Here is a 24,246-nt window from a genome sequence, read left to right as displayed (position 1 = left end):
CAGTTGATCTGCCTACCCGGAATATGAATATTCTTGCCTCAGATCAAGTCCGGGCCAGACTGGGCCCCACGATCTGCTTCACGGGGGAACAATGGAGTCTGGATATTTTCAGGAGGGATTGCCATGCTGTCTTTCAACACAACCTTGGTTTTGCTGGCGGCCAGCTGCACCACCTTGCTGGTGGGCTTTTCCGCGCGAGAGCGGCGCTGGGGCCCCTGGGTCATGCTGGTGGCCGTGGTTGTGCTGCTGTCGCTGATGAGCTACTCCATCATCAACCTGCTGTAGTGGAGCAGGGGACAGGGCTGGCCGGTTTGCGCAGCGGTGTCTTCCACAGCTCGGCCAGCAGCAGGCCGGCAATCGTCATCACGCCGCCGCTCAGGTGATAAAGCGCCAGTGGCTCGCCCAGCCAGGCGAAGGCCACCAGGGCGGTGAATACCGGAATCAGATTGAAGAACATGCTGGAGCGGCCCGGGCCCAGCACCTGCACCGCTTTCATCCACAACATGGGCGCGGCAATCGAAGCCATGATGCCGGCATAGGCCACCAGGCTAAGGTTGCCGGTGTTCAGCCCCGTCTTGGGCGAGAGCAGATACAGCGGAAACTGCACCACCACCGCCACCAGGATCTGCAGATACAGCAGCTGCACGGTCTTGAGCGCCGGCATGGGCCAGCGCTTGAGCAGGATGTTGTAGATGGCATAGGCCAGCATGGCCAGCAGCATCATGGCGTCGCCCAGGTTCAGGCCCTCGGACGCCAGTTTTCCCAGTTGACCGGAAGAGACGACCAGGGCCACGCCCAGAATGGCCAGCAGCGAGCCCCAGACCCCGCCGCGCGTCAGCGGCTGGCCCAGCAGAAACACGGCCAGGGCCAGCACCATCATGGGCGTGAGCGAGCCGATGATGCCCATATGCGTGGCCGTGGTGTAGTGGGCCGCGTAGTAGGCCAGGCTCTGGTAAGCCACCATGCCCAGCACGCCCAGCACCGCGATGCGGCCCAGCAGTGGCTTGATGGCAGCGCGCTGGCGCCAGAGGCCGGGCAGCACAAAGGGCGTGAACAGAATGGCAGCCACCGCCCAGCGGAAAAAGCCGATTTCGGCGGCGCTGATGCTGTCGGCGGCCAGTTTGCTGACCACGGTGTTGACCGACCAGATCAGCACCGCGCCCAGTGGCAGTAAATAAGAACCCATGATGAATCTCCTAGACTGGATCTATCATGCGTCTGACACTTTTGAAGTGTGTTCCTGATTTCAGACATCTGATAGCGCAAGCCGGACGAAAGCCATGATTGCCAGCCCTCTCTCTGCCCAACGTCAGCCCATGGCCATTCTGGATACCGAGAAAGTCCAGGGCAGCTATTACTTTCGCTACGACGAGCTGGGGGCGCACAGCGAGGCGCCGCCGCATAGCCACCGCTGGGGGCATCTGAACTACGCCTCGCATGGCAGTCTGAACATGGATGTGCCCACCGGCCATATTCTTTGCCCGCCCCAGCACGGGGTGTGGATTCCGCCGGGGCTGGTCCATAGCTGCTACCTCAAGCATGCGGTGCAATACCGCTCCGTCTATCTGGCACCCGAGCTGTGCCGGCAATTGCCGACGGTGGCGGGCTGCATGCCCATTGGCGGCATCGTCAAGGCCATATTGCTGGACTTTGGCTCCCGCGGCGTGCAGGTGCCCAGCACGGCTGCGGACCTGCGGCTGGCCCAGGTCGTGCATGACCAGCTATGCGCCACGCCGCTGGAGCTGAGCTTTCTGCCCGTGGCCCAGCACCCGGCGCTGGTCAAGGTGCTGGACGCCATGCAGGCCATGCCCGATGACCATCGCAGCCTCAGCGAATGGGCCAGTACCGTGCACATGACGGAGCGCACGCTGGCCCGCCACTGTCAGGCCGAGCTGGGCATGAGCCTGGGCGAGTGGCGCCAGCGCATGCGCTATCTGCGTGCCATCGACGCGCTGGAGGCAGGTCACACCGTGCAGCGCATTGCCTATGACCTGGGTTACAGCACGCCGTCGGCCTTTATCGCCATGTTTCAGCGCGAATCAGGCCTGCCGCCCGAACAGTTTCGGCGCGAGTTCTGTGCAAGCTCTTTGTGAACGCGGGATAATGCGCGCCGTGAAGTGCGCCAGACCGCCGCTGGTACAAGTGCCGAAAGGCCGTACTGGAGGAACGTCCGGACTGCATAGGGCGGCGTAGCAGCTAACGGCTGTCCACCGTGAGGTGAGGATCAGAGCAACAGAGACGAGTCCCGGGGGAGTGTCGCAAGACAAACCACCGGGGGTGAAACGGGCAATCTCTACGCGCAGCAATACCAAGTAGGCACACGTTGACGGGGCCCCCGGAGTGTGCGGGTAGGTAGCACCGAGCCGTCAGGCGACTGGCGGCCAAGATTAATGGCGGTCACGCAGCGGGCAACCGCTGTGCACAGAATCCGGCTTATCGGCGCACTTCACACTTATTCCATGAAAAAGAGCTGCCATTGCTTATTTATCAAGCGCTGGCAGCTCTTTTTTTGATAGTCCTAAAGGTTTAGAACCGTTCCCAGGGCATCAGATAGCGCCACTGGCCCTCGGGCACCTTGGCCAGCGAGACGCGGCCTATGCGCAGGCGGCGCATGCTGGTGACCGTGAGGCCGATGGCTGCGCACATGCGCTCGATCTCCTCGGGTGCAATGCCCTTGAGGGCAAAGCGCAGATGACCTTCGTTTTGCCAGCTCACATGGCAGGGCGGCATGCGGCGGTGGCCGTTGCCACCGGGAATGGGCAAACCTTCGTAGAGGATTTCCAGGCCGTCCTCGACGATCTGGCCTTCCACGCCGACGATGATTTCCTGCTCCAGCCACATGCCCTCTTCGGCCAGCTTGCGCGCCACACGCTTGTCCTGGGTATAGACGATGAGGCCGCTGGCGGGCAGGGGAATCGTCAGGAACGACTCCAGATTCCTGAAGTGATGGTCCAGCACCAGTTGCGGCATAGGCGTGTCCAGCTGGGCCTTGGTGGTCTCACCCAGCAGCGAATGGGCGCTGCGCACGCGGCCGTAGGCAGGACCCTGGGTCATGCCGGCAGGCTTGTTCATGAGGATGGTGACGGGCGGGATGGCTTCGGGCTTGGCACCCTTGCGCAGGGTCACGACCTGGTCGGGGCTGACGCGGGTCTCGGGCACCTGCACGACCTTGCCGTCGACCTGGACGTTGCCCGCTTCGATATGCAGCTCGGCCTCGCGGCGTGAGCATTGTTCCTGCATCGCCAGGCGCTTGGCCAGGCGAATGCCTTCTTGTTCGGGCTGTGATTCAGACATGGGCGAGAGCTTAATGCGCCTGCCATGTCCTAGTTGTCCACAGGTCTAGCGGCCCAGGCAGAGCTTTTGAATGCGCTCTACATGGGCCAGCAGCGAGCGCTCGGCCACGGGCCACAGCGCGGGTGGCGTATCGGCATAGGCGATGGCCACCCAGTCCTGAATCTTGCCGTCGGGTTTGCTGCGCATGGCGGCATGGACCTTGGCTTCGCGCGCCAGGCGGTGGTTCTTGAGCTTGGCAATCTGCTGGCGGGCAAAGCCCAGCACATAGCCATGGGCCGGCAGGATATAGCCCACGCCATGCTCGGTGCAGAGCTCGGTGAGCCTGTCCAGCGAGTCCAGGTAGTCGATCATGTTGCCGTCGGGCGGGCTGATGACCGTGGTGCTGCCGTTGAGGATATGGTCGCCGCTGAACAGCAGCGCATCCTCTTCGAGCAGAAAGCACAGATGGTTGGCCGCATGGCCGGGCGTGAATATGGCTTGCAGCGTATGTGTGATTTCGCCCTCTGGCCCTTGTCCTGTCAGCGTGATGCGCTCTCCATCCTGTAGCGTCACCTCGGGCTTGAAGCGGCTGTTGGCCCGGGCAGTGGGGGCGGAAGGCAGGCCCATGATGGGCGGCCTGGCATGGCCGGACTGCACGACCAGGGCCTGCAGCGGTGCGGCGCCCGGCGAGTGGTCGGGGTGGGAGTGGGTGCAGACGATGAAACGGATATCGCCGCCCGCTGCCGCATGCAGGCGCTGCAGGTGTTCGGGCTCATTGGGGCCCGGGTCGATGACGATATAGCCGCTGCTGGCATCGCCGATTAGATAGCTGTTGGTGCCGGGGCCGGTCATCACGCCGGGGTTGGGGGCGGTCAGGCGCATCAGGTTTTTGCGCAGCGGCACGGCTTTTTCGAACTGCCAGTCCAGATGGTGGCCTGCCTGGCCGTCGGGATGAACCATTTCCAGCTCGCCATAGGCCATATCGGTTTCCATATGGCGTGTGTCCTGCCCCTTGAGATAGCCGGTGCGCGGGCAGCTGTGCCAGAGGCGCTTTTCGCCTTGCAGCGCATCAAGCACCGCCTGGGTATTGGCAAAGCCGGCCATGCGCTGCAGCGTGCGCTCGGTGGGGAAGACTAGAGCCAGGCTTTTTTCCGCAAAGCGTTGCAGTGCCTCCTGCGGGCGAATCCAGGTGGGCTCGAACTGTTCGGTCTCGTCGGCCTCAGGGGTCTGGCCCTCGGGCATGCGTGCCACAAAAAACGGTACGTTGAAGCGCTTGGGCAGGTCACGTGCGGCCGTCCAGTGCGCCAGATACCAGAGTTGGTCTACGGCCAGTGTCCAGCCACGGGCGCGGCATTGCTCGTACAGAGAGGCTTTGCGATCGAGCTGCTGCACCTGTTCGTGCGTGACGGGCCGACCCGTCTCGTCATAGGCCAGCAAAATGCCCAGCTCTTCAAAGGTCTCGCGAATGCCTGCCAGGGCCTGGGTGATGCGGGGCTCGCCGCCAGCGTCGAGCATGCCCTGGCGCACACGGGCCAGGGCGTGGTTGGCGGGGGCGGAATCCTGAGCCTCCAGGCCGCCGCCGGGAAAAACATAGGCGTTGGCAAAGTTGCCCTGGTCGGCACGCCGCGTCATCAGCACCTCATAGCCTTGGCCGTCCGCGCAGTCGCGCAGCAGCAAGATGGTGGAGGCATCGCGCGTGGCAGCGGGCTCGCGCTGCGGGTTCAGAAGCTGGCTGGGGCGTGGAATCATGGCCTGCATTATGCGAACTTGGCTGTGCAAATCCATGTCCCGCTTGTGTTTGCGCGGTCTTGATGCTGCAAAGACTGGGGAAAGCACTGAGCGCAAACCGCTTTTGCTTGCTTGATTTTAGTTATTTGAAATAACAATAATTGAGCAAAGGATTGGTTATGACTCATAAAGAAATTGCAGTTGAATTTCGCGGCGACGCCCAGCAGGTCGCGGTGATCCGCCTGATGCGTGCCGCTAAGCGCAATGCCTTGTCCGATGGATTGGTGCTGGGTCTGCGCGATGTTTTCATGAATCTGCCGACCAGCGTGCGCGCGGCCGTGGTCGATGGCGATGGCCCGCATTTCTGCGCGGGCCTGGACCTGAGCGAACTCAGCGAACGCGACGCAGCCCAGGGCGTGCTGCATTCGCGCATGTGGCATGAGGCGCTGCGCCAGGTGCAGTTTGGCGCCGTACCCGTGGTGGCGGCCCTGCATGGCGCGGTGGTGGGCGGCGGGCTGGAGCTGGCCAGTGCCTGCCATATCCGCGTGGCCGACAGCACCACTTTCTATGCACTGCCCGAGGGCTCGCGCGGCATCTTCGTGGGCGGCGGCGGTTCGGTGCGCATTCCGCGCCTGATCGGCGCGGCGCGCATGGCCGACATGATGTTCACGGGCCGTGTGTACAAGGCAGAAGAGGGCGAGCGCATTGGCCTGTCGCAATACCTGGTGCCCGAAGGCCAGGCGCTGGACAAGGCCGTGGAGCTGGCGCTGCGCATTGCCGAGAACGCGCCCATGACCAATTACGCACTCATGCATGCGCTACCCCGGATTGCCGAGCAGCCTTCGGACCAGGGGCTGATGACCGAGGCGCTGATGGCTGCAATTGCCCAGAGCGCGCCGGAGGCCAAGTTCAGGCTGCAGGAATTTCTCGAAGGGCGTGCCGCCAAGGTCAGCAAAGACTGAACCAGGCCTCTTCAACAATCACGAGGTGGAGACAAGACCATGCAGGAGACAGACACGGCCGTGCAGGCCGCCAGCCAGGTCGAAGAGGGCAGCAAGCCCCGGTACCGCGAGCTGGAATTTGGCGTGCGCAGCATACAGGTGCGCGAGAGCGATGACGGGGGCTGCTACATCCGCTCCGAGCAGGATCTGCAGCCCCATGCACTGCGCATGACGGACCGGCTGCTGCACTGGGCGCAGACCACGCCGGAGCACAGCTTCATCGCCCAGCGCGAGCGTCTGGCCGACGGCCGCACGGGCGACTGGCAGCACATCAGCTATGCGCAGGCACTGGCAGCTGCGCGCAGCATCGGCCAGGCGCTGGTGGAGCGCGGGCTTTCGGCCGAGCGCCCCGTTGTCATCCTCAGCGAAAACGACCTGGACCACGCCATGCTGGCCATGGGCTGTCTCTACGCGGGTGTGCCCTACTGTTCGGTCTCTGTGCCGTATTCGCTGGTCAGCACCGATTACGCCAAGCTGCGCCATGTGGTCGATACGCTCACGCCCGGCCTGATCTTTGCTAGCGATGCCGCGCGCTATGACAAGGCCGTGCGTGCCGTACTGTCCACCGTATTGCCCGCCGGGTGTGAAGTGGTCTACCGCAACAGCACGGCAGGGGCTGCGCCGCATACCCAGTTTGCCGACCTGCTGGCAACACCGCCCACGCCCGCCGTGGATGCGGCCATGCGGGCCACGGGACCGGACACGATCACCAAGTTTCTGTTCACCTCGGGCTCGACCAAGCTGCCCAAGGCCGTGATCAACACCCACCGCATGTGGTGCGCCAACCAGCAGCAGATTGCCCAGACCATGCCCGATATGGTCAAGGGCCCGCCCGTGCTGGTGGACTGGTTGCCCTGGAATCACACTTTCGGCGGCAACAAGAACATAGGTCTCGCGCTGTACCACGGCGGCACGGTCTTCATCGACGAAGGCAAGCCCACGGCGGCAGGCATAGGCGAGACGCTGCGCAACCTGCGCGAGATATCGCCCACCGTGTACTTCAACGTGCCCACGGGCTTTGAATACATTGCCCGCGCCATGGAGGAAGATGCTCAGTTGCGCGCCAGCCTGCTCAGGCGCGTGAAGATGTTCTTCTATGCCGGGGCATCGCTGGCGCAGCCCGTGTGGGACAGCCTGCACCGTGCGCAGGAAAGCGAATGCGGCGAACGCATCGTGATGGGCACGGGCCTGGGCATGACGGAGTCATCGCCTTCGGCGCTGTTCATCAACCGGCCCGATGTGCGCTCCGGCGACCTGGGCGTGCCCGTGCCGGGGCTGGAGCTGAGGCTGGCGCCAGTCGACGGCAAGCTGGAAGTGCGCTACCGCGGCCCCAATGTCACGCCCGGCTACTGGCGTGCGCCCGAGGCCACTGCCGAGGCTTTCGACGAGCAAGGCTTTTTCCGCACCGGCGACGCCGTGCAGTGGCGCGACCCGCAGGACCGCAACCAGGGCCTGCGCTTCGATGGCCGCATTGCCGAGGACTTCAAGCTGGCCACCGGCACCTTTGTCAATGTGGGGCCGCTGCGCGCCAGGATCATTCATGCCGGTGCTCCCTATATCCAGGATGTGGTGCTGACAGGGCTGGATCGCAAGGAAGTCGGGGCCATTGTTTTCGGCACGCCTGCCTGCGCGGCCCTCAGCGGCCTGGGAGCGGAGGCGACGCTGGAGCAGATCATGCACAGTGCTCCCGTGCAGCAGCATCTGCGGGCCGTGTTCGATCGGCTGGCGCAAAGCGCCACCGGCAGCGCCACCCGTATTGCCAGGGCCGTGGCATCGACGCGTGCCCCCTCGCTGGATCTGGGCGAGGTGACGGACAAGGGTTCCATCAATCAGCGCGCGGTCTTGCAGCATCGCGCCGATGTGGTGGAGGGGCTGTATGCCGGGACCTTGCCCTTTATCTTGAAGCCAAATCAGCCTCAAGCCCAACACTGATAAGCGCAAACAGATTTTAAAAGGATAGCGAAATGCAAGTTCGGGAACAGATTGCCATTGTCACGGGCGGCGCATCCGGCCTTGGAGAAGCCACGGCGCGTGCGCTGGCGGCTGCAGGGGCCAGGGTTGCGGTGCTGGACCGCCAGATCGACAAGGCCAGGGCGGTGGCGGCGGACATCAACGGTCTGGCCCTGGAGTGCGATATCTGTGACGCGGCCAGCGTGACGGCAGCGCTGGACCAGATCAAGGCCCACTGGGGGCAGGATGCACGCATCCTGATGAATGTGGCTGGTATCGGTACGGCCAAGCGCGTGATAGGCCGCGATGGCGAGCCCGCGCCGCTGGAGGATTTTGAGCGCGTGATCCGTGTCAACCTTATCGGCAGCTACAACATGACGCGGCTGTTTGCCGCGCGCTGCGCCAGGCTGGATGCGCTGGAGGATGGGGCGCGCGGCGTGATTCTCTACACTGCCTCGGTGGCTGCTTTTGATGGCCAGGTGGGGCAGCAGGCCTATAGCGCATCCAAGGGCGGTTTGGTGGGCATGACGCTGCCCATGGCGCGCGATCTGGCCCAGCATGGCATCCGCGTCTGCACGGTGGCGCCGGGTCTGTTTGCCACGCCGCTGATGCAGGAACTGCCCGAGCCCGTGCAGCAGTCGCTTGCAGCGTCCATTCCCTTCCCGTCGCGTCTGGGCAAGCCTTCGGAGTTTGCAGATTTGGCCGTGCATATCGTGCACAACGATCACCTCAACGGCGAGGTGATTCGCCTGGATGGCGCGCTGCGCATGGCGCCGCGATGATTGCTTTCCCCTGAGGCGCTGCGCGCCTTACCCCTCCGGGGACGACAGCCTCGCTGCGCGGCGGCGCTTGCTCGCTGTCCCTCTGACGGGCTGTGGCTGTTTTTCAGTGATTGAGCCTAAGAGTTGGTATTTCTAACAGGAGACAAGTCATGCAAGGTCGTCGCAATTTCGTCAAAGGCCTGGGTGCTGGCGCTGTGCTGGCCGCTTTCGGTAGCGCCTATGCGCAGGGCAGTGGTCCGCTGGAGCAGGTGCGCATTTTGTACGGCTTCCCGGCAGGCAGCGCCGGTGACTCGGTGGCCCGTCGCGTGGCCGAAAAGATCGGGGGCAGCGGCTACAGCAAGAACATGGGCGTGGTGGAAAACAAGCCCGGTGCCGGCGGGCGCATTGCACTGGAGAACCTGCGCAATGCTGTCGGTGATGGCTCGGTGATCGCGCTCTCGCAGGTCTCGGCTTTTTCCATCTATCCCCATATCTATAGCAAGCTCAGCTATCAGGCCAGGGACTTCGAGCCGATCTCGATCGGGGCCATCATGCACCACGGCCTGGCCGTCGGCCCGGCCGTGCCTGCCGAGGTCAAGACGCTCAAGGACTTCCTGGCCTGGTGCAAGAACAACCCTGACAAGGCCAGCTTCGGCAGCCCTGGCGCAGGCAGTCAGCCCCATCTGCTGGGCGCGTTGTTGGGCCTGCGCTCGGGCGTCAAGCTCAGTCATGCGCCTTATCGCGGCATGGCGCCCGGCGTTTCGGATGTGGCTGGCGGCCAGATTGCGGCCATCATGGGCCCCTGCGGCGACTATCTGAGCTATCACAAGGCCGGGAAGCTGCGCGTGCTGGCCACCAGCGGCCCGCAGCGCAACCCCTACCTGCCCAATGTGCCTACGTTTGCCGAACAGGGCTTTGGCGATCTGACGGCCGAGGAATGGTTTGGCTTCTATGCCAATGCCAAGACGCCCGCCGATGTGCGCCAGCGCGCCCATGCAGCGATTGTGGCAGCACTCAAGAGCGATGCACTCAAGGAGAGTCTGGGCGTGGTCGGGTTGATTGCCACCAGCTCCACGCCGGAGGAAATGGCGCGTTCCCAGCAGGCAGAGTTCGAACGCTGGGGGGCGCTGGTCAAGCAGATTGGCTTTACCGGCGACTCCTGAACTGGCGTGCATTTCAGCCCTTCGCCTGATGACCTGGGGCTGATAATTTCAAGACAGGTCACAGCCTGCATACAAGCAAGAATCTAGAGGAGACAAACATGCAAGATCGTCGTAATTTCGTCAAAAGTCTGGGCGCAGGTGCGGCGCTGGCCGCAATCGGTGGCATGGCTGCCCGCAGTGCTTACGCACAGGGCAGCGGGCCGCTGGAGCAGGTGCGCATTCTGTACGGCTTCCCGGCAGGCAGTGCCGGTGATTCGGTGGCGCGCCGCGTGGCAGAGAAGATTGGCGGCACCAGCTACAGCAAGAACATGGGCGTGGTGGAAAACAAGCCCGGCGCAGGCGGCCGCATCGCGCTGGAGAACCTGCGCAACTCCGCGGGTGACGGTTCGGTCATCGTTCTGTCCCAGGTCTCGGCTTTCTCCATCTATCCCCATATCTATAGCAAGCTGACCTATCAGGCCAAGGATTTCGAGCCGATTTCGATTGGCGCCATCATGCACCACGGCTTGGCCGTCGGCCCTGCCGTGCCTGCCGAGGTCAAGACGCTCAAGGACTTTCTGGCCTGGTGCAAGAACAACCCCGACAAGGCCAGCTTTGGCAGCCCCGGTGCCGGCACCCAGCCGCATCTGATTGGCTCGCTGCTCAGCCTGCGCTCTGGCATCAAGCTCAGCCATGTGCCGTATCGTGGCACGGCGCCAGCGGTGTCCGATCTGGCGGGCGGCCAAATTGCAGCCGTCATGGGCCCCAGCGGAGACTTTCTCAGCTATTACAAGGCCGGCAAGCTGCGTGTGCTGGCCACCAGCGGCCCGAAGCGCAACCCCTATCTGCCCAATGTGCCCACTTTTGCCGAGCAGGGTTTCAGCGATCTGACGGCCGAAGAGTGGTTTGGTTTCTACGCCAATGCCAAGACGCCTGCCGATGTGCGCCAGCGCGCCCATGCAGCGATTGTGGCGGCACTCAAGAGCGATGCGCTCAAGGAAAGCGTGGGCGTGGTGGGCCTGATTGCCACCAGCTCCACACCCGAGGAAATGGCCCGATCGCAGCAGGCCGAGTTCGAGCGCTGGGGTCCGCTGGTCAAGCAGATCGGCTTTACTGCGGATACCTGACCCCCTGAGCGGCTACGCCGCTTCCCCCCGAGGGGGACGATGCCCTCGCGGCGGGGCGGCCCTTGCTTGGCATCTCTGGCATGGGCCGCGCTCGGCGCGCATGGGAGCGCTATTCAGAGATTTTCATTTGCTGCGTCGCAGCCGGTTATGTATGTCCTATTTGCCCGCCAGCGCCGATAACGCGTTTCTTCTTTTCGATGTACTCAAGGCCGATGAGCAGTTGCAGCGTTTACCGGCGCATGCAGCTACCGACAAAGCCTTGATGCAGCAGGTGCTGGAAGAGGCCGGCAAGTGGGTGGGCGAGGTGGTAGCCCCGTTGTCGCGCGAAGGCGACGAGGTGGGCGTGCAGTTTGCCGCGGGCAAGGTCACCACACCGCCGGGTTTTGCACAGGCCTATCAGGACTTCTGGCAGGCGGGCTGGCCTGCGCTGGCCTGTGCCGAGGAAGACGGCGGCCAGGGCCTGCCCTGGGTGCTGGAAGGCGTGCTCTATGAGTGGTTGAGCGCGGCCAACCATGGCTGGACCATGGCGCCTGGGCTGTTGCATGGTGCTTATGAATGCCTCAAGCACCATGGCAGCGATGCGCTCAAGGCCGCATATCTGTCCAAGGTGGCCAGTGGCGAATGGCTGGCCACCATGTGTCTGACGGAGGCCCATGCGGGCAGCGACCTGGGGCTGGTGCGCACGCAGGCTGTACCGGTTGGCGAGTCAGAGCTGGCCGAGCGTTTCGAGATCAGCGGCAGCAAGATTTTCATCTCCGGCGGCGAGCATGATCTGACCGAAAACATCGTGCATCTGGTGCTGGCGCGTCTGCCCGGGGCATCCGCCGGACCCAAGGGGCTTTCGCTGTTTCTGGTGCCAAAGGTGCTGCGGGGCGGTGAGCGCAACCGCGTGGTCTGCGAGCGCATCGAGGAAAAAATGGGTTTGCATGGCAGCCCCACCTGCGTGATGCGCTTTGATGCGGCGCAGGGCTGGCTGATCGGCCAGCCCGGGGCGGGCCTCAATGCCATGTTTGTGATGATGAATGCCGCGCGCCTGCATGTGGCCCTGCAAGGCGTGGGCCTGCTGGACGCGGCCTGGCAGAAGGCCCATGCCTATGCATTGGAGCGCCGCCAGATGCGCGCGCCGGGCGCGGTGCCGGCGTCGCGGGGAGCGGGGGATGCTGCGGATTTGATCATCGAGCACCCGACAATCGCCCGCACGCTCGATCTGCAGCGTGCCTGGATCGATGGCGGGCGCGTGCTGGCCTATCAAACAGGTATTTACCTCGATGTGGCCCGCCATGCGGAGGATGCCGGGGCACGCGAGCAGGCACAGCAGTGGTGCAGTCTGATCACGCCCGTGCTCAAGGCCGCCTGGACGCAGCAGGCGTTCGAGGGCGCCAGTGCCTGTCTGCAGGTGTTTGGCGGTCATGGCTATATCCGCGAATGGGGCGTGGAGCAGATCGTGCGCGATTCGCGCGTGGCCATGATTTATGAAGGCACAAACGAGATTCAGGCCATAGATCTGCTGATACGCAAGGTGCTGCCCGATGGCGGTCAGTCCATGGGCCAGTGGCTGCTGTCCTTGCGCCAAAGCCTGGATGCGGGCCGCACGCTGGATGCCGAGGTGCTGCGCTGCCTCGCGCAACTGCGTTACTTCACCACGGTACTGGCGCAGGCCTGCAAGGAAGATGACACCCTGGCCTGGCGTGTGGCCGACGACTATCTGCGCTGCGTGGCCGTGGTGCTGATGGGCTGGGCCTGGGCCCGGATCGCGGCGACAGAGGGTACGGATCAGGCCCGTTGGCAAGGGCCGCTCAAACAGCTGCAGCAGCGCATACTGCCGGAGATCGAATGGCGCCTGGGCCTGATGAAGTTGCAATGGACGCAGGCCTCCGTCGTGCACGGCAACCAGCTATTCACGCCGGCGGCCTGACGAATTTTGACCAAAGGCCTCTGAAACCGGCAGAATTGAGCAAAGACAAAGCTCTCTTGCTCCTGAAGTTGAAGCCAAAAATGCCTGCTCATCAGCCTGTCGGAACGTCGACCACCAAAGCCACCCCGGCGCGCGGCAAGCGCGCCCCGAAGGATGCAGGGCAGCAGGAGACGGCACCTGCTGCAGAGGTGTTTGCGGTCGATCAGGTCAATGCCAGTTTTCTGGAATCCCTGCTGGGCTATAACGCACGGCGCGCTTCCCTGTCCCTGGTGGGAGTGTTTGTCAAATGCATGGAGGGCTTTGATCTCAAGATCGTAGAGTTCTCCCTGCTGTCCCTGGTGGGGGGCAACCCCGGCATCACCTCGCGTCAGCTGTGCCAGCAGCTCGATGTGCTGCCGCCCAATATGGTGGGCATGATCGAAGTCATGACGCGGCGCGGCTTTCTGGAGCGCCGTCCCCATCCCCGTGACGGGCGTGCCATGGGGCTGTATCTGACGGAGGCAGGGCGAGCCCTGGTGGATCAGGCCGAGCCTCAGCTCAAGGCCAGCGAGAGCGCGGCAGTCAGCCACCTCAGCGTTGAGGAGCAGCAGCAGTTGCTGAACCTGTTGCAGAAACTGTATCGCTGACCAGTTGGGGCTATCTGTCGTGCACAGTTCTGCCACAGCGGGGTTGGCCCGCTGCAGACCAGGGCGGGATAGGCCGATAATGTCTGGCATCATGCAGATTCGCTTTACCAAGATGCAAGGCGCGGGCAACGACTTTGTCGTGCTTGACGAAACACAGGGCCGACTGGGCCTGAGCAGCGCCCAGTACCGCTACCTGGCCAACCGCCATTTCGGCGTGGGAGCCGACCAGATTCTGACCGTGCGCCCAGCGCCTGCCGAGGGCGTGGATTTTGAATATGTGATTCATAACGCCGACGGCGGAGAGGTGGAGCAGTGCGGCAATGGCGCGCGCTGTTTTGCCCGTTATGTGCATGACAAGGGCTTGACCGACAAGCGCGTGATCCGCGTTCACACCCTGGCCGGCGTGATCGCGCCCGAGCTGCATGCGGATGGCCGCGTGACCGTCGACATGGGGGCCCCCCAGCTGGACCCGGCCAAGGTGCCCTTCATCGCCGAAGGCTTGCAGCCCCAGATGCAGGGAAATGCACAGAAATGGCCTCTTGCCCTTGATGAGTCTGCGCAGCCAGCTACGGTTTGGGTAGCGCCAGTGTCCATGGGCAACCCCCATGCCGTGCAGGTGGTCGAGGATGTGGACAGGGCGCCGGTTGAAGCACAGGGTCCGCTGATCGAACACCATGTGCGTTTTCCGCAGCGTGTGAACGCTGGATTCATGCAGATCATCAACCGCGCAGAGGTGAAGCTGCGCGTCTATGAGCGTGGAGCCGGCGAAACGCTGGCCTGCGGCACAGGCGCTTGCGCGGCCGTGGTGGCGGGCATTGGCTGGGGGCTGCTGGATGCGCGCGTGGATGTCCACACGCGCGGTGGCCTGCTGACCATTGAATGGGCTGGCGGCGCGCAGGACCGTGTGCGCATGACCGGCCCAGCCGAGTTTGTTTTTGAAGGCCAGATCGACATACCCGAGACGCTATGAACAGCTTGACCGATATTGCATTGACCGAAGAGTCGATTGCCGACTTCCTCCAGCAAAACCCAGAGTTCTTCGAGCGTCATGCCGAGTTGCTGACAGGCGTGCGCCTGATCAGCGGCCATGGTCCGCGCGCCGTGAGTCTGCAGGAGCGTCAGGCCGAGATGCTGCGCGAGAAGATCAAGGCTCTGGAGCATCGCATCATGGACATGATGCGCCACGGCAGCGAGAACGCCGCCATCGCCAGCAAGATTCACCAGTGGACCCATGCCCTGGTCAAGGTGCAGGACCTGCGCGAGCTGCCTCATGCACTGACGGCCAGCCTGCAGCATACGTTTGATGTGCCCCAGGTGGCGCTGCGCCTGTGGAATGTGTCGGGCGCGCATTCGGGCACCGTGTACACCATGGGTGTAAGCGATGACGCCAAGGCCTTTGCCGCTTCGCTGACCATGCCGTTCTGTGGTCCCAACATGGGCTTCGAGCCTGTCAACTGGCTGCCCAACCCCAATGCCGTGCAGTCGTTGGCGCTGCTGACGCTGCATGACGGCGCCATGGACAGCACTTCCAACAGCTTTGGCATGCTGGTGCTGGGCTCGCCCGATCCCCACCGCTTTGACGCGACCATGGGCACGGAATTCCTCTCGCGCATTGCCGAGCTGGCCAGTGCCTCGCTGTCGCGCATGCGCCTGCCTGCGTTGACATTGGCCCACGGCTGAATACCCGCATGAGCTTGCCGCAAGAACGCGAGCAGCTCTCATTCGAGGAGCAATGCGCGCAGTTGCCCGAGGTGGTTCAGCGCTATCTTGAGCATGTGCGCGTGCAAAAGCGCCTGGCCGACCGCACCCATACGCTGTATGCGCTGGACCTGCTCAAGCTGAAGCAGTTTGCACAGCAGGCAGATCAGCCATTGCTGACGCTGCAGCCTGCGCATATCCGCCGTTTTGCCGCGCAGATGCACAGCGCTGGCCGCAGTCCACGCGGTATTGCACTGATTCTTTCGGGCTGGCGCAGCTTTTTTCGTTGGGCGGCCCAGCAGGAGCTGGTGCCTTTCAATCCCGTTGAAGGTGTGCGCGGCCCCAAGGCGGCCAAGCCCCTGCCCAAGGCGCTGGGCGTGGACGACGCAGTGCAACTGGCCAGCTTTCACAATGCCGATGCCGACCCCTGGATAGAGGCGCGGGATGCGGCCATGACCGAGCTGCTCTACAGCTGCGGCTTGCGCGTGGCCGAGCTGGCGGGGCTGGATGTGCAGCCTGACCAGAGCACGCAGCAGCAAGGCCGTGGCTGGATTGACCTGGCGGCGGGCGATGCCCATGTGCAAGGCAAGGGCAGCAAGCGGCGTATCGTGCCCGTGGGCGGCAAGGCGCTGGAGGCTCTGCATGCCTGGCTGGCGTTGCGGACCCAGGGGCTGGCCGGAGCTGCGCAGCAGGCGGCCCTGGGCGAGCCTGCGCTGTTTATCGGGCACCGGGGGGAGAGGCTGAGTACGCAGTCCGTCTGGGCCCGCATCAAGCTGCGGGGCCAGCAGGCGGGGCTGGCGTCCGGCGTGCATCCCCATGTGCTGCGCCACTCGTTTGCCAGCCACATGCTGCAGTCCAGCAGCGATTTGCGGGCGGTGCAGGAGCTGCTGGGGCATTCCAGCATCACGACCACGCAGATCTATACCCGGCTGGACTTTCAGCATCTGGCCCAGGCTTACGAAAGCGCGCATCCGCGTGCACGGCGGCAGGAAGGCGAAGACAAGCCTGCTGCTTCGCGCGATACCGAAGACTAGATAATCCTGATTTGATAGCTTGTGGCGCTTTGTGGATAAGCGCCAGAGGTTGATTTGGCTTGAAAATTTGGGCAGCCCTGCTGGCAATGCGCGCTTGAAAGCGCCGCTACACTCCCCAGCTGTTATTACCGAGGCGGCGCGCAATGGCGCCGTCCGTGTTTCCAGGGCTGGCGCATCAGGCGACAGACCGCAGCAAGAGGTTTCAAAGCATGGCTCTCATTCCAGTCACCATTCTCACGGGCTTTCTGGGCTCGGGCAAAACCACGCTGCTCAAGCGCGTGCTGCACGAGTCGCACGGCATGAAGATCGCCGTGATCGAGAACGAGTTCGGCGAGGAGAATATCGACACCGATATTCTCAAGACCGAATCCAAGGAGCAGATCCTGCAGATGAGCAATGGCTGCATCTGCTGCACCATCCGCGAGGACCTGCGCGAGGCACTGCAACTGCTGGCCGCCAAGCGTCGCAAGGGCCTGGTGGACTTCGACCGCATCGTCATCGAGACCACGGGCCTGGCCGATCCCGGCCCCGTCGCCCAGACCTTCTTCATGGACGATGAGATCGCCGAAACCTATCTGATCGACTCCATCATCACCCTGGTGGACGCCAAGCACGCCAACCAGCAGCTTGACGACCGCCAGGAGGCGCGCCGCCAGGTGGGCTTTGCCGATCAGATGTTCCTGTCCAAGACCGATCTGGTGACCGATGCCGAAAAGGATGCCTTGATTCATCGCTTGAAGCACATGAACCCTCGTGCGCCCATTCGCGCCGTTCATTTTGGCGATGTGCCCCTGAGCGAAGTGTTCGACCTGCGTGGCTTCAACCTGAATGCCAAGCTCGATATCGACCCCGACTTCCTCAAGGAAGATGATCACGGCCACGAGCATCATGATCACAGTGCTTGCGACCATGACCATGGTCAATGCGAACACGATCACGGCCATGAGCACAAGCACGACGAGCATTGCGGCCACGACGACCATGACCACGAACATGGCGAGCACTGCAATCACCCGCATCACCATCACCACGACGATGATGTGAAGAGCTTTGTCTACCGTGCCGATCGCGCCTTCGACCCCGCCAAGCTGGAAGACTTCCTGGGCGCCATCGTGAACATCTACGGCCCCAAGATGCTGCGCTACAAAGGCGTTCTGGACATGAAGGGCACCAGCCGCAAGGTCATCTTCCAGGGCGTGCACCAGCTCATGGGCAGCGATCTGGGCCCTGAATGGGAAGCCGGTGAAAAGCGCGAAAGCCGTATGGTCTTTATCGGTATCGACCTGCCGCAGGACATCTTCAAGCAGGGGCTGGATCAGTGTCTGGTGTGACCCGGCTTGCTGATTGCTGACAATGACTGACGGCCTGCTTTGCAGGCCGTTTTTTGTTCGATATCTCTCGCAAACTGATGAGTCTCGATCGAAGACCAACCCTGTATTTGTGGGGTATGTGCAACGGAGAGGGGACAGGGATGGCGGCATGGCTACAATGCCGCCCCTGAAGAGGAGGTTGGAGCAATCCAGCCTTGCAATGTGCACCGTACTGTGAGGAGACAGGACGTGAACGCTGTGAAACGTGACAAGCCCATGACTGCAGCCGACAAGGCGGCAGAGCTTGCTTTGCGTACCCGCAGCGCCAAGACCTCTTTGGTGGATGTCGCGCCGGACAAGCCGGAGCTGGCGCCCGTTGCGCCGCGGAAAGCTTCCGCGACATCACAACCCCAACGTTCTGCAAAGCCTCCTGCGCGGCAGCCCAAAACGACAGTTTCGCCTCTGGCCCCTATACAGGCCGGTGCTGCGGTAACAAAGAGCGATACGAAAGCTATGACCAACACAAAGCAAGCTGCGACCAAAAAAGATCCCAAGCTGGCCAATGCCTGGAAGACCAAGTCGGTGGAGGAATTGACCGATGCGGACGTGCTGGCCATGTCTGACGACGATTACATGAACGACGCGCAGCTGGCGTTCTTTCGTCGCAAGCTGGTGACGCTCAAGAACGACATGCATGTCAACGCCGGTGAAACCGCAGAAAACCTGCGCGAGGACACCGTGGTGGTGCCCGATCCCGCAGACCGCGCCACCATCGAGGAAGAGCATGCTCTGGAGCTGCGCACCCGTGACCGCGAGCGCAAGTTGCTCAAGAAGATCGACCAGTCCATCGCCCGTATCGATGCAGGCGACTACGGCTACTGCGACGAGACCGGCGAGCCCATCGGCGTGGGCCGTCTGCTGGCCCGCCCCACGGCCACGCTGTCGCTGGAAGCGCAGCAGCGCCGTGAGCTCAAGCAGAAGATGTACGGCGATTGATGTGCGTCAAGTGCCCGCTGCGTACTTGGCATCAAAGTAGTTGACCATGGCAAAAGAAGAAAACAAATCGGGGGGCTTGCTGTCCAAGGTGGCGCGCTTTGTGCGTCACCCGACCGTCAATTGGTCCGATTTGGATCATCTGAGCCAGGAAAGCGAAGAAAGTCAGTACAGCAAGCAGGCACTCAAGGAAATGCTGGAGCGCAAGCGCCAGAACGACTTTGCGCGCAAGCGGGAGTTTGACCATCTGCGCAAGCTGCGTCAGGCGCAGCTGGCGCAGTCCTCCAAGACAGCAGGGGTGGGCCAGACCCGTCCGACCCCGGTTGCAACCTCTTTTCTGCAGACGGTATACAGCGGCGACTCTGGTGAACGTGCCGATACGATCAAGAAGATTGACGAGATCGAAGCCCAGATGGCCCAGCAGTGGTGGCGCGGCAAGCAGGCTGGCGATGCCGCAACCATGCCCTTGTCGCTGCCTGAGGGCGGCAATGCCCTGCCTTCCTCGTTCCGCTCTCCGCCACCCGGAAGCTCTCCTCCCTTGCTCAGCGATGCGCTGCCCAGCGATCTGAAGCTGCCTGGCAACGCCTCGGCGCAGGCGCCGTTGATGAGTGGCACCGGTATTCCCGGTCTGGCGAGCATGCGCGGCGAAACCGATTTTTCTCCGGGCTTTGCTCCCACCGAAGTGTCTGCGCCCGCCGAGGCCAGCATGGTGCCCCCATCATTCACGCGCTACGAGCATGATGTGGCGCTGGAAGAGCCTGCCATTGTGTTTGCCAATGGCGACGTGGCAGGAGCAGAGCTCAGTCTCAAGGCCCTGATCGAGCGCCGCAGCCATGATGCGCCGGCCCAGCTGTCGCTCTGGCTGGCCTTGCTGGATCTGTACCGTGCGGCAGGCTGGCAGGAGCAGTTTGACGACGCGGGCATGGACTTCGCATCCCGCTTCGGCCGCTCTGCGCCGCAATGGTTTGCCATGCCGCAGCAGGCAGGCGAGCTGCGCGATACCGGTAGCGACGCCGGGACGGCTGCTGTGGGTTTCCGCTGGCAGGCTCCGGTGTTGCTGGGTGAATCCAGCCTCAAGGCCCTTCTGACCAGCAAGGCGCGCAGCGCAGGCCCCTGGGCCATGGACTGGAGCGCGCTGGAAGAAATCGAGGCAGGTGTGCTGATGCCGCTGCTGACGGCTGTGCAGCAGTGGAGCGATGAAAAAGGTGAGTTGGTGTTTGCCGGCCATGAGCGCTTGCTGGCCGTCATGGGCAAGCATTGCCCCTCAGGCCAGTCCGATGTGGTGCCGGATTGGTGGCATCTGCGCCTGGCACTGCTGCGGCTCATGCACAGGCAGGACGATTTTGAGCTGACGGCCCTCGACTACTGCGTAACCTACGAGGTTTCCCCTCCATCCTGGGTGGATCCGGTGAGCCAGTTCCTGCAGGAAGGGCAAAGTGGCAGCCCGGCCAAGAGCATTTCTGTGCAAGGGCCGGATACCCTCACTCCCGATGTGTTGTGGCGGGAGCGTGCCCCGCGCTTTGCCTTGCAGGGCGTGATTGACGGTGACGCGCTGCCCTGGCTGGCCCAGGTGCAGGACAAGGCCAAACTGGGCGAGACGGTGGCGATTGACTGCTCGCGCCTGGTGCGCATGGACTTTGCCGCGGCGGGCTCGGTGCTCAACTGGGCGGCTGAAATGCAGTCGTTGGGCCATGTGCTGCAGTTCAGCCAGCTGCATCAGCTGGTGGCGGTGTTCTTCAATGTCGTGGGCATTCAGGAGCATGCACAGGTAATTCCTAGACGGGATTAGCACCCCCTGAGGCGCTGCGCGCCTTCACCCCTCTCTCTACGCGCTTCGCGCTATGGGAGGGGGTCGATGCCCTCGCTGCGCGGCGGCGCTTGCTTGGCATCCTGACCTTTAGGTCGCGCCAGTTTTGGGTGGCACCTGTCTTGCTATAAATTTTCTTTGTTCTAGCTCTTGAGGATGTTCTTGAGCATCCCCATCTGCAGCAGATGGAACAGTTTCACGGCACCACCATTTTGAGCGTGCGCCGCCAGACTCCCGAGGGCGTGCAAGTCGCCATCGGCGGTGATGGTCAGGTCACATTGGGTCACATCGTTGTCAAGGGCACGGCGCGCAAGGTGCGCAAGCTCTACCACGGCAAGGTGCTGGCGGGCTTTGCGGGCGCGACCGCAGATGCATTCACGCTGTTCGAGCGCTTCGAGGCCAAGCTGGAAAAACACCAGGGCAATCTGACCCGTGCCGCAATCGAGCTGACCAAGGAATGGCGCACCGACCGTGTGCTGCGCAAGCTCGAAGCCATGCTGGCCGTGGCTGATGCGACCACTTCGCTCATCATTACCGGCAATGGCGATGTGCTGGAGCCCGAGCAGGGCATTGTGGCCATCGGCTCGGGTGGAGCCTATGCGCACTCTGCGGCCAAGGCGCTGCTGAACAACACCGAGCTGTCGGCCGAGGATGTGGTGCGCAAGTCGCTGGCGATTGCCGGCGAGCTGTGCATTTACACCAATATGAATCACACGATCGAGACGCTGTAAGCGCCAGATCTATCCCAATTGATAGCTGCTAGCGCTTGATGAATGGGCGCTAGAGGTATATTTGACTGAGAATTCACATGTCTTCTGCCATGACTCCCCAGGAGATTGTCTCCGAGCTGGACAAGCACATCGTCGGGCAAAACGGCGCCAAGCGCGCCGTGGCCATCGCGCTGCGCAACCGCTGGCGCCGCCAGCAGGTTGCCGACGGCCTGCGCCAGGAAATCACCCCCAAGAACATTCTGATGATCGGCCCTACGGGCGTGGGCAAGACCGAGATCGCCCGCCGTCTGGCCAAACTGGCCGATGCGCCTTTCATCAAGGTCGAGGCGACCAAGTTCACCGAAGTCGGTTATGTGGGCAAGGATGTGGATGCGATCATCCGCGATCTGGCCGAGGTGGCCGTCAAGCAGACGCGTGAATCGGACATGAAGAAAATGCGCGCGCGCGCCGAAGACGCCGCCGAGGATCGCATTCTCGATGTGCTGGTACCCCAGGCCCGCACCGGGGAAGTGCCTGCCGACAACACGGCGCGCCAGGTTTTCCGCAAGAAGCTGCGCGAGGGTCAGCTCGACGACAAGGAAATCGAGATCGACATCGCCGAACAGATGCCTCAGATGCAGATCATGGGGCCCCAGGGCATGGAAGAGATGGCCGAGCAACTGCGCGGCATGTTCAGCCAGATGGGCCAGGAAAAGCGCAAGACGCGCAAGCTCAAGATCGCCGAGGCGCTGAAGCTGCTGACCGACGAGGAAGCGGCCAAGATGGTCAACGAGGAGGACGTCAAGACCCGCGCCATTGCGAATGCCGAGCAAAACGGCATTGTCTTCATCGACGAGATCGACAAGGTGGCCACGCGTCAGGAAGCCAGCGGCTCCGATGTCTCGCGCCAGGGCGTGCAGCGCGACCTGCTGCCGCTGGTGGAGGGCACATCGGTGTCCACCAAATACGGTGTGGTCAAGACCGATCACATTCTGTTCATCGCATCCGGCGCTTTCCACCTGTCCAAGCCCAGCGACCTGATTCCCGAGCTGCAGGGGCGCTTTCCCATTCGCGTGGAACTGGATTCGCTGTCGGTCCAGGACTTCGAGGCCATTCTCATGCAGACTCACGCCTCCCTGGTCAAACAGTATCAAGCGTTGCTGGCGACCGAAGGCGTGACGCTGGAATTCAAGCCCGAAGGCATCACCCGGCTGGCGACCATTGCGTTTGACGTCAACGAGAGCACCGAGAACATCGGTGCGCGCCGTCTGTCCACCGTGATGGAACGTCTGCTCGATGAAGTCAGCTTTGATGCAGCAAAGCTGACCGGCCAGACCGTGGTGATAGACGCAGGCTATGTTGACCAGCGTTTGCAGGTACTGAGCCAGGATGAGGACCTGTCGCGCTTCATCCTTTGAAATTCAAGGTTTGCATAGCGAGCTGCCCGCGTTTGCGGGCAGTTTGCATTTGTAGGAGAAGTTCGTCTGATGAATGCGTGCTTTCCATTGAATTGAATGGTTGCAATTGACGGTTTCTATTGAGGCTGCACATGCACAGACTTTGCTAAGTGCTTGTAAAGGAAAGATATTTTGCGTTTGAGGTGTTCTTTTGAAATGGTCTAAGTGATTGATTTCATTGCAAATAATTGTTCCTTCGGGTTTGGTGGGCTACAAAATTGCTGCTACAGTGGAAAAAAGTGCAATTAAGTGGTGAAAACTGCCCTCGCGCCCCGTTTTTGAGGCTTGAGCGGCTACAGATAACCGGAGAGGCTGGCCGTGTTTCAAGGGGCGTCCTCATTGAATCTCGATGCAAAGGGGCGGCTTTCGGTGCCGACCCGGCATCGTGACGCCCTTTTGTCCATGGCCGAAGGTCAGGTGACCTTCACCAAGCACCCTCATGGCTGTTTGATGCTGTTCCCTCGCCCTCAGTGGTTGAAGTTCCGTGAACGGATTGCACAGGTGCCCATGAACGCCCAGTGGTGGAAGCGGGTTTTTCTGGGCAGTGCCATGGATGCGGAGATGGATGGCACGGGGCGTGTGCTGGTTGCGCCTGAGCTGCGTGAAGCGGCCGGACTGACCAAAGAGGTGCTGCTGCTGGGAATGGGCGACCATTTCGAGCTGTGGGACAAGGCCACTTATGAGGCGCGTGAAGCGGAAGCCATGCAGCAGGAAATGCCTGCGGCTTTCCAGGATTTTGTTTTTTAGGAAGAGACGTGCTTGTGAATCAGCCGTTGCAACATATCACCGTTTTGCTCGACGAGGCCGTCGACGCCTTGCTGGGTGGCGCGAGTCAGCCGCCGGCAGGCCACTGGGTGGATGCAACGTTCGGCCGTGGAGGTCACTCCCGGCTCATTTTGCAGCGGCTCGGGCCGGATGGGCGATTGATTGCGTTCGACAAGGACCCGGACGCAATCGCTGAAGCGGCGCGCATCACCGATGCGCGTTTTTCGATTCGGCATGAAGGATTTCGTCACCTCGGCGAGCTGCCTGAAGGCAGTGTGCAGGGGGTTTTGATGGACCTGGGCGTGAGTTCGCCCCAGATCGATAACCCCGATCGGGGCTTCAGCTTCCGTTTCGACGGGCCGCTGGATATGCGCATGGACACGACCCGTGGCCAGAGCGTGGCCGAGTGGCTGGAAGATGCGGAAGTGCACCAGATTGCGGAGGTGATACGTGACTACGGCGAAGAACGGTTTGCTGGCCCCATTGCAAAGGCGATTGTTGCTAGGCGTGAGAGCCAGGGCCCATTACGTACCACCGGCGAGCTGGCCCAGCTCGTGGCTGGCGCGGTCAAGACCCGCGAGGCTGGGCAGAACCCGGCAACACGCACCTTCCAGGCTCTTCGGATTTTCATCAACGCAGAGCTTCAGGAACTTGAACAAGCGCTAGAAGCCAGCCTGCGCGTTCTGGCGCCCGGTGGGCGCCTGGCCGTGATCAGCTTTCACTCGCTGGAAGACCGCATCGTCAAGCAGTTCATTGCCAAGCACTCCAAGGAGGTCTACGACCGCCGTGCACCGTTTGCGCCACCCACGCCCATGCGCCTGAAGGCGCTGGAGCGCATCAAGCCCAGTGCAGCCGAAGTCGATGCCAATCCGCGCTCCCGCTCTGCGGTGATGCGCGTGGCCGAGCGTACGGAGGTCCCTGCATGATGGACTGCCATGCCCGCTCGAGC

22 protein-coding genes and 1 other RNA gene are annotated in these 24,246 nt (G+C 62.5%); 20 read left to right on the top strand and 3 right to left on the bottom strand.

Translation table 11 applies throughout. The annotated features are described in order from the left end of the window. Positions 1-123 precede the first annotated feature (123 nt). Complete coding sequence (locus QMY55_RS20440) at positions 124-285, top strand: hypothetical protein (RefSeq protein ID WP_283485942.1); 162 nt, start codon at positions 124-126, stop codon at positions 283-285. On the opposite strand, the gene QMY55_RS20435 is transcribed toward QMY55_RS20440, so the two are convergent. After that, positions 272-1,186, bottom strand: coding sequence for a DMT family transporter (locus QMY55_RS20435; RefSeq protein WP_283485941.1), 915 nt, complete (start codon positions 1,184-1,186; stop codon positions 272-274). The genes QMY55_RS20440 and QMY55_RS20435 overlap by 14 nt on opposite strands. 94 nt (positions 1,187-1,280) lie before the next feature. On the opposite strand from QMY55_RS20435, the gene QMY55_RS20430 reads away from it, so the two are divergent. Beyond that, complete coding sequence (locus QMY55_RS20430; RefSeq protein ID WP_283485940.1) at positions 1,281-2,093, top strand: AraC family transcriptional regulator; 813 nt, start codon at positions 1,281-1,283, stop codon at positions 2,091-2,093. 21 nt (positions 2,094-2,114) lie between these two features. After that, positions 2,115-2,452, top strand: an RNA gene (gene rnpB / locus QMY55_RS20425) — RNase P RNA component class A. Between the two features lie 74 nt (positions 2,453-2,526). Here rnpB and QMY55_RS20420 read toward each other — a convergent pair. Further along, complete coding sequence (locus QMY55_RS20420) at positions 2,527-3,294, bottom strand: pseudouridine synthase (protein ID WP_283485939.1); 768 nt, start codon at positions 3,292-3,294, stop codon at positions 2,527-2,529. A gap of 45 nt (positions 3,295-3,339) precedes the next feature. Beyond that, positions 3,340-5,022: an MBL fold metallo-hydrolase gene (locus QMY55_RS20415; RefSeq protein ID WP_283485938.1), complete on the bottom strand. Its 1,683-nt coding sequence runs from the start codon at positions 5,020-5,022 to the stop codon at positions 3,340-3,342. A 158-nt stretch (positions 5,023-5,180) separates the two neighbouring features. On the opposite strand from QMY55_RS20415, the gene QMY55_RS20410 reads away from it, so the two are divergent. The 17 genes from QMY55_RS20410 to rsmH all read left to right on the top strand — a co-directional run bounded on the left by QMY55_RS20410 (position 5,181) and on the right by rsmH (position 24,223). Beyond that, a complete protein-coding gene (locus tag QMY55_RS20410) occupies positions 5,181-5,963 on the top strand; it encodes a crotonase/enoyl-CoA hydratase family protein (protein WP_283485937.1) in 783 nt (260 codons plus the stop codon). A gap of 39 nt (positions 5,964-6,002) precedes the next feature. Then, complete coding sequence (locus QMY55_RS20405) at positions 6,003-7,934, top strand: feruloyl-CoA synthase (protein ID WP_283485936.1); 1,932 nt, start codon at positions 6,003-6,005, stop codon at positions 7,932-7,934. A gap of 32 nt (positions 7,935-7,966) precedes the next feature. Continuing rightward, positions 7,967-8,734, top strand: a complete 768-nt coding sequence (locus tag QMY55_RS20400) for an SDR family NAD(P)-dependent oxidoreductase (protein WP_283485935.1) — start codon at positions 7,967-7,969, stop codon at positions 8,732-8,734. Between the two features lie 149 nt (positions 8,735-8,883). Continuing rightward, positions 8,884-9,876: a Bug family tripartite tricarboxylate transporter substrate binding protein gene (locus tag QMY55_RS20395; protein WP_283485934.1), complete on the top strand. Its 993-nt coding sequence runs from the start codon at positions 8,884-8,886 to the stop codon at positions 9,874-9,876. A gap of 98 nt (positions 9,877-9,974) precedes the next feature. Continuing rightward, positions 9,975-10,982, top strand: a complete 1,008-nt coding sequence (locus tag QMY55_RS20390) for a Bug family tripartite tricarboxylate transporter substrate binding protein (protein WP_283485933.1) — start codon at positions 9,975-9,977, stop codon at positions 10,980-10,982. Positions 10,983-11,133: 151 nt separating this feature from the next. Then, positions 11,134-12,897, top strand: coding sequence for an acyl-CoA dehydrogenase family protein (locus QMY55_RS20385; protein WP_283485932.1), 1,764 nt, complete (start codon positions 11,134-11,136; stop codon positions 12,895-12,897). A gap of 80 nt (positions 12,898-12,977) precedes the next feature. Then, positions 12,978-13,523, top strand: a complete 546-nt coding sequence (locus tag QMY55_RS20380; protein ID WP_283485931.1) for a MarR family winged helix-turn-helix transcriptional regulator — start codon at positions 12,978-12,980, stop codon at positions 13,521-13,523. 91 nt (positions 13,524-13,614) lie between these two features. After that, complete coding sequence (gene dapF, locus QMY55_RS20375) at positions 13,615-14,493, top strand: diaminopimelate epimerase (protein ID WP_283489025.1); 879 nt, start codon at positions 13,615-13,617, stop codon at positions 14,491-14,493. Next, positions 14,490-15,203: a DUF484 family protein gene (locus QMY55_RS20370; RefSeq protein WP_283485930.1), complete on the top strand. Its 714-nt coding sequence runs from the start codon at positions 14,490-14,492 to the stop codon at positions 15,201-15,203. The genes dapF and QMY55_RS20370 overlap by 4 nt, the downstream gene beginning before the upstream one ends. Before the next feature lie 8 nt (positions 15,204-15,211). Next, positions 15,212-16,255: a tyrosine recombinase XerC gene (locus QMY55_RS20365; protein WP_283485929.1), complete on the top strand. Its 1,044-nt coding sequence runs from the start codon at positions 15,212-15,214 to the stop codon at positions 16,253-16,255. A gap of 209 nt (positions 16,256-16,464) precedes the next feature. Then, positions 16,465-17,586, top strand: a complete 1,122-nt coding sequence (locus QMY55_RS20360) for a CobW family GTP-binding protein (protein ID WP_283485928.1) — start codon at positions 16,465-16,467, stop codon at positions 17,584-17,586. 228 nt (positions 17,587-17,814) lie between these two features. Continuing rightward, positions 17,815-18,561: an RNA polymerase-binding protein DksA gene (dksA, locus tag QMY55_RS20355; protein WP_283485927.1), complete on the top strand. Its 747-nt coding sequence runs from the start codon at positions 17,815-17,817 to the stop codon at positions 18,559-18,561. Between the two features lie 46 nt (positions 18,562-18,607). Next, entirely contained in the window at positions 18,608-20,347 is a 1,740-nt protein-coding gene (locus tag QMY55_RS20350; protein WP_283485926.1) for an STAS domain-containing protein, read from the top strand. A gap of 203 nt (positions 20,348-20,550) precedes the next feature. Next, positions 20,551-21,096 carry an ATP-dependent protease subunit HslV gene (gene hslV / locus QMY55_RS20345; protein ID WP_283485925.1) on the top strand — a complete coding sequence of 182 codons (546 nt, stop codon included), beginning with the start codon at positions 20,551-20,553 and terminating at the stop codon, positions 21,094-21,096. A gap of 77 nt (positions 21,097-21,173) precedes the next feature. Then, positions 21,174-22,493 (top strand): ATP-dependent protease ATPase subunit HslU, encoded by a 1,320-nt coding sequence (gene hslU, locus QMY55_RS20340; protein WP_283485924.1) that lies wholly within the window; start codon positions 21,174-21,176, stop codon positions 22,491-22,493. Between the two features lie 357 nt (positions 22,494-22,850). Further along, on the top strand, positions 22,851-23,279 hold the full coding sequence (mraZ, locus tag QMY55_RS20335; protein ID WP_283485923.1) for a division/cell wall cluster transcriptional repressor MraZ: 429 nt from the start codon (positions 22,851-22,853) through the stop codon (positions 23,277-23,279). A 14-nt stretch (positions 23,280-23,293) separates the two neighbouring features. Then, positions 23,294-24,223: a 16S rRNA (cytosine(1402)-N(4))-methyltransferase RsmH gene (gene rsmH, locus QMY55_RS20330; protein ID WP_283485922.1), complete on the top strand. Its 930-nt coding sequence runs from the start codon at positions 23,294-23,296 to the stop codon at positions 24,221-24,223. The last annotated feature ends 23 nt before the right edge of the window (positions 24,224-24,246 follow it).

The sequence above is a fragment of the Comamonas resistens genome (assembly GCF_030064165.1).
Lineage (GTDB): Bacteria > Pseudomonadota > Gammaproteobacteria > Burkholderiales > Burkholderiaceae_C > Comamonas > Comamonas resistens.
This window is presented reverse-complemented; position numbering and strand designations above follow the sequence as displayed.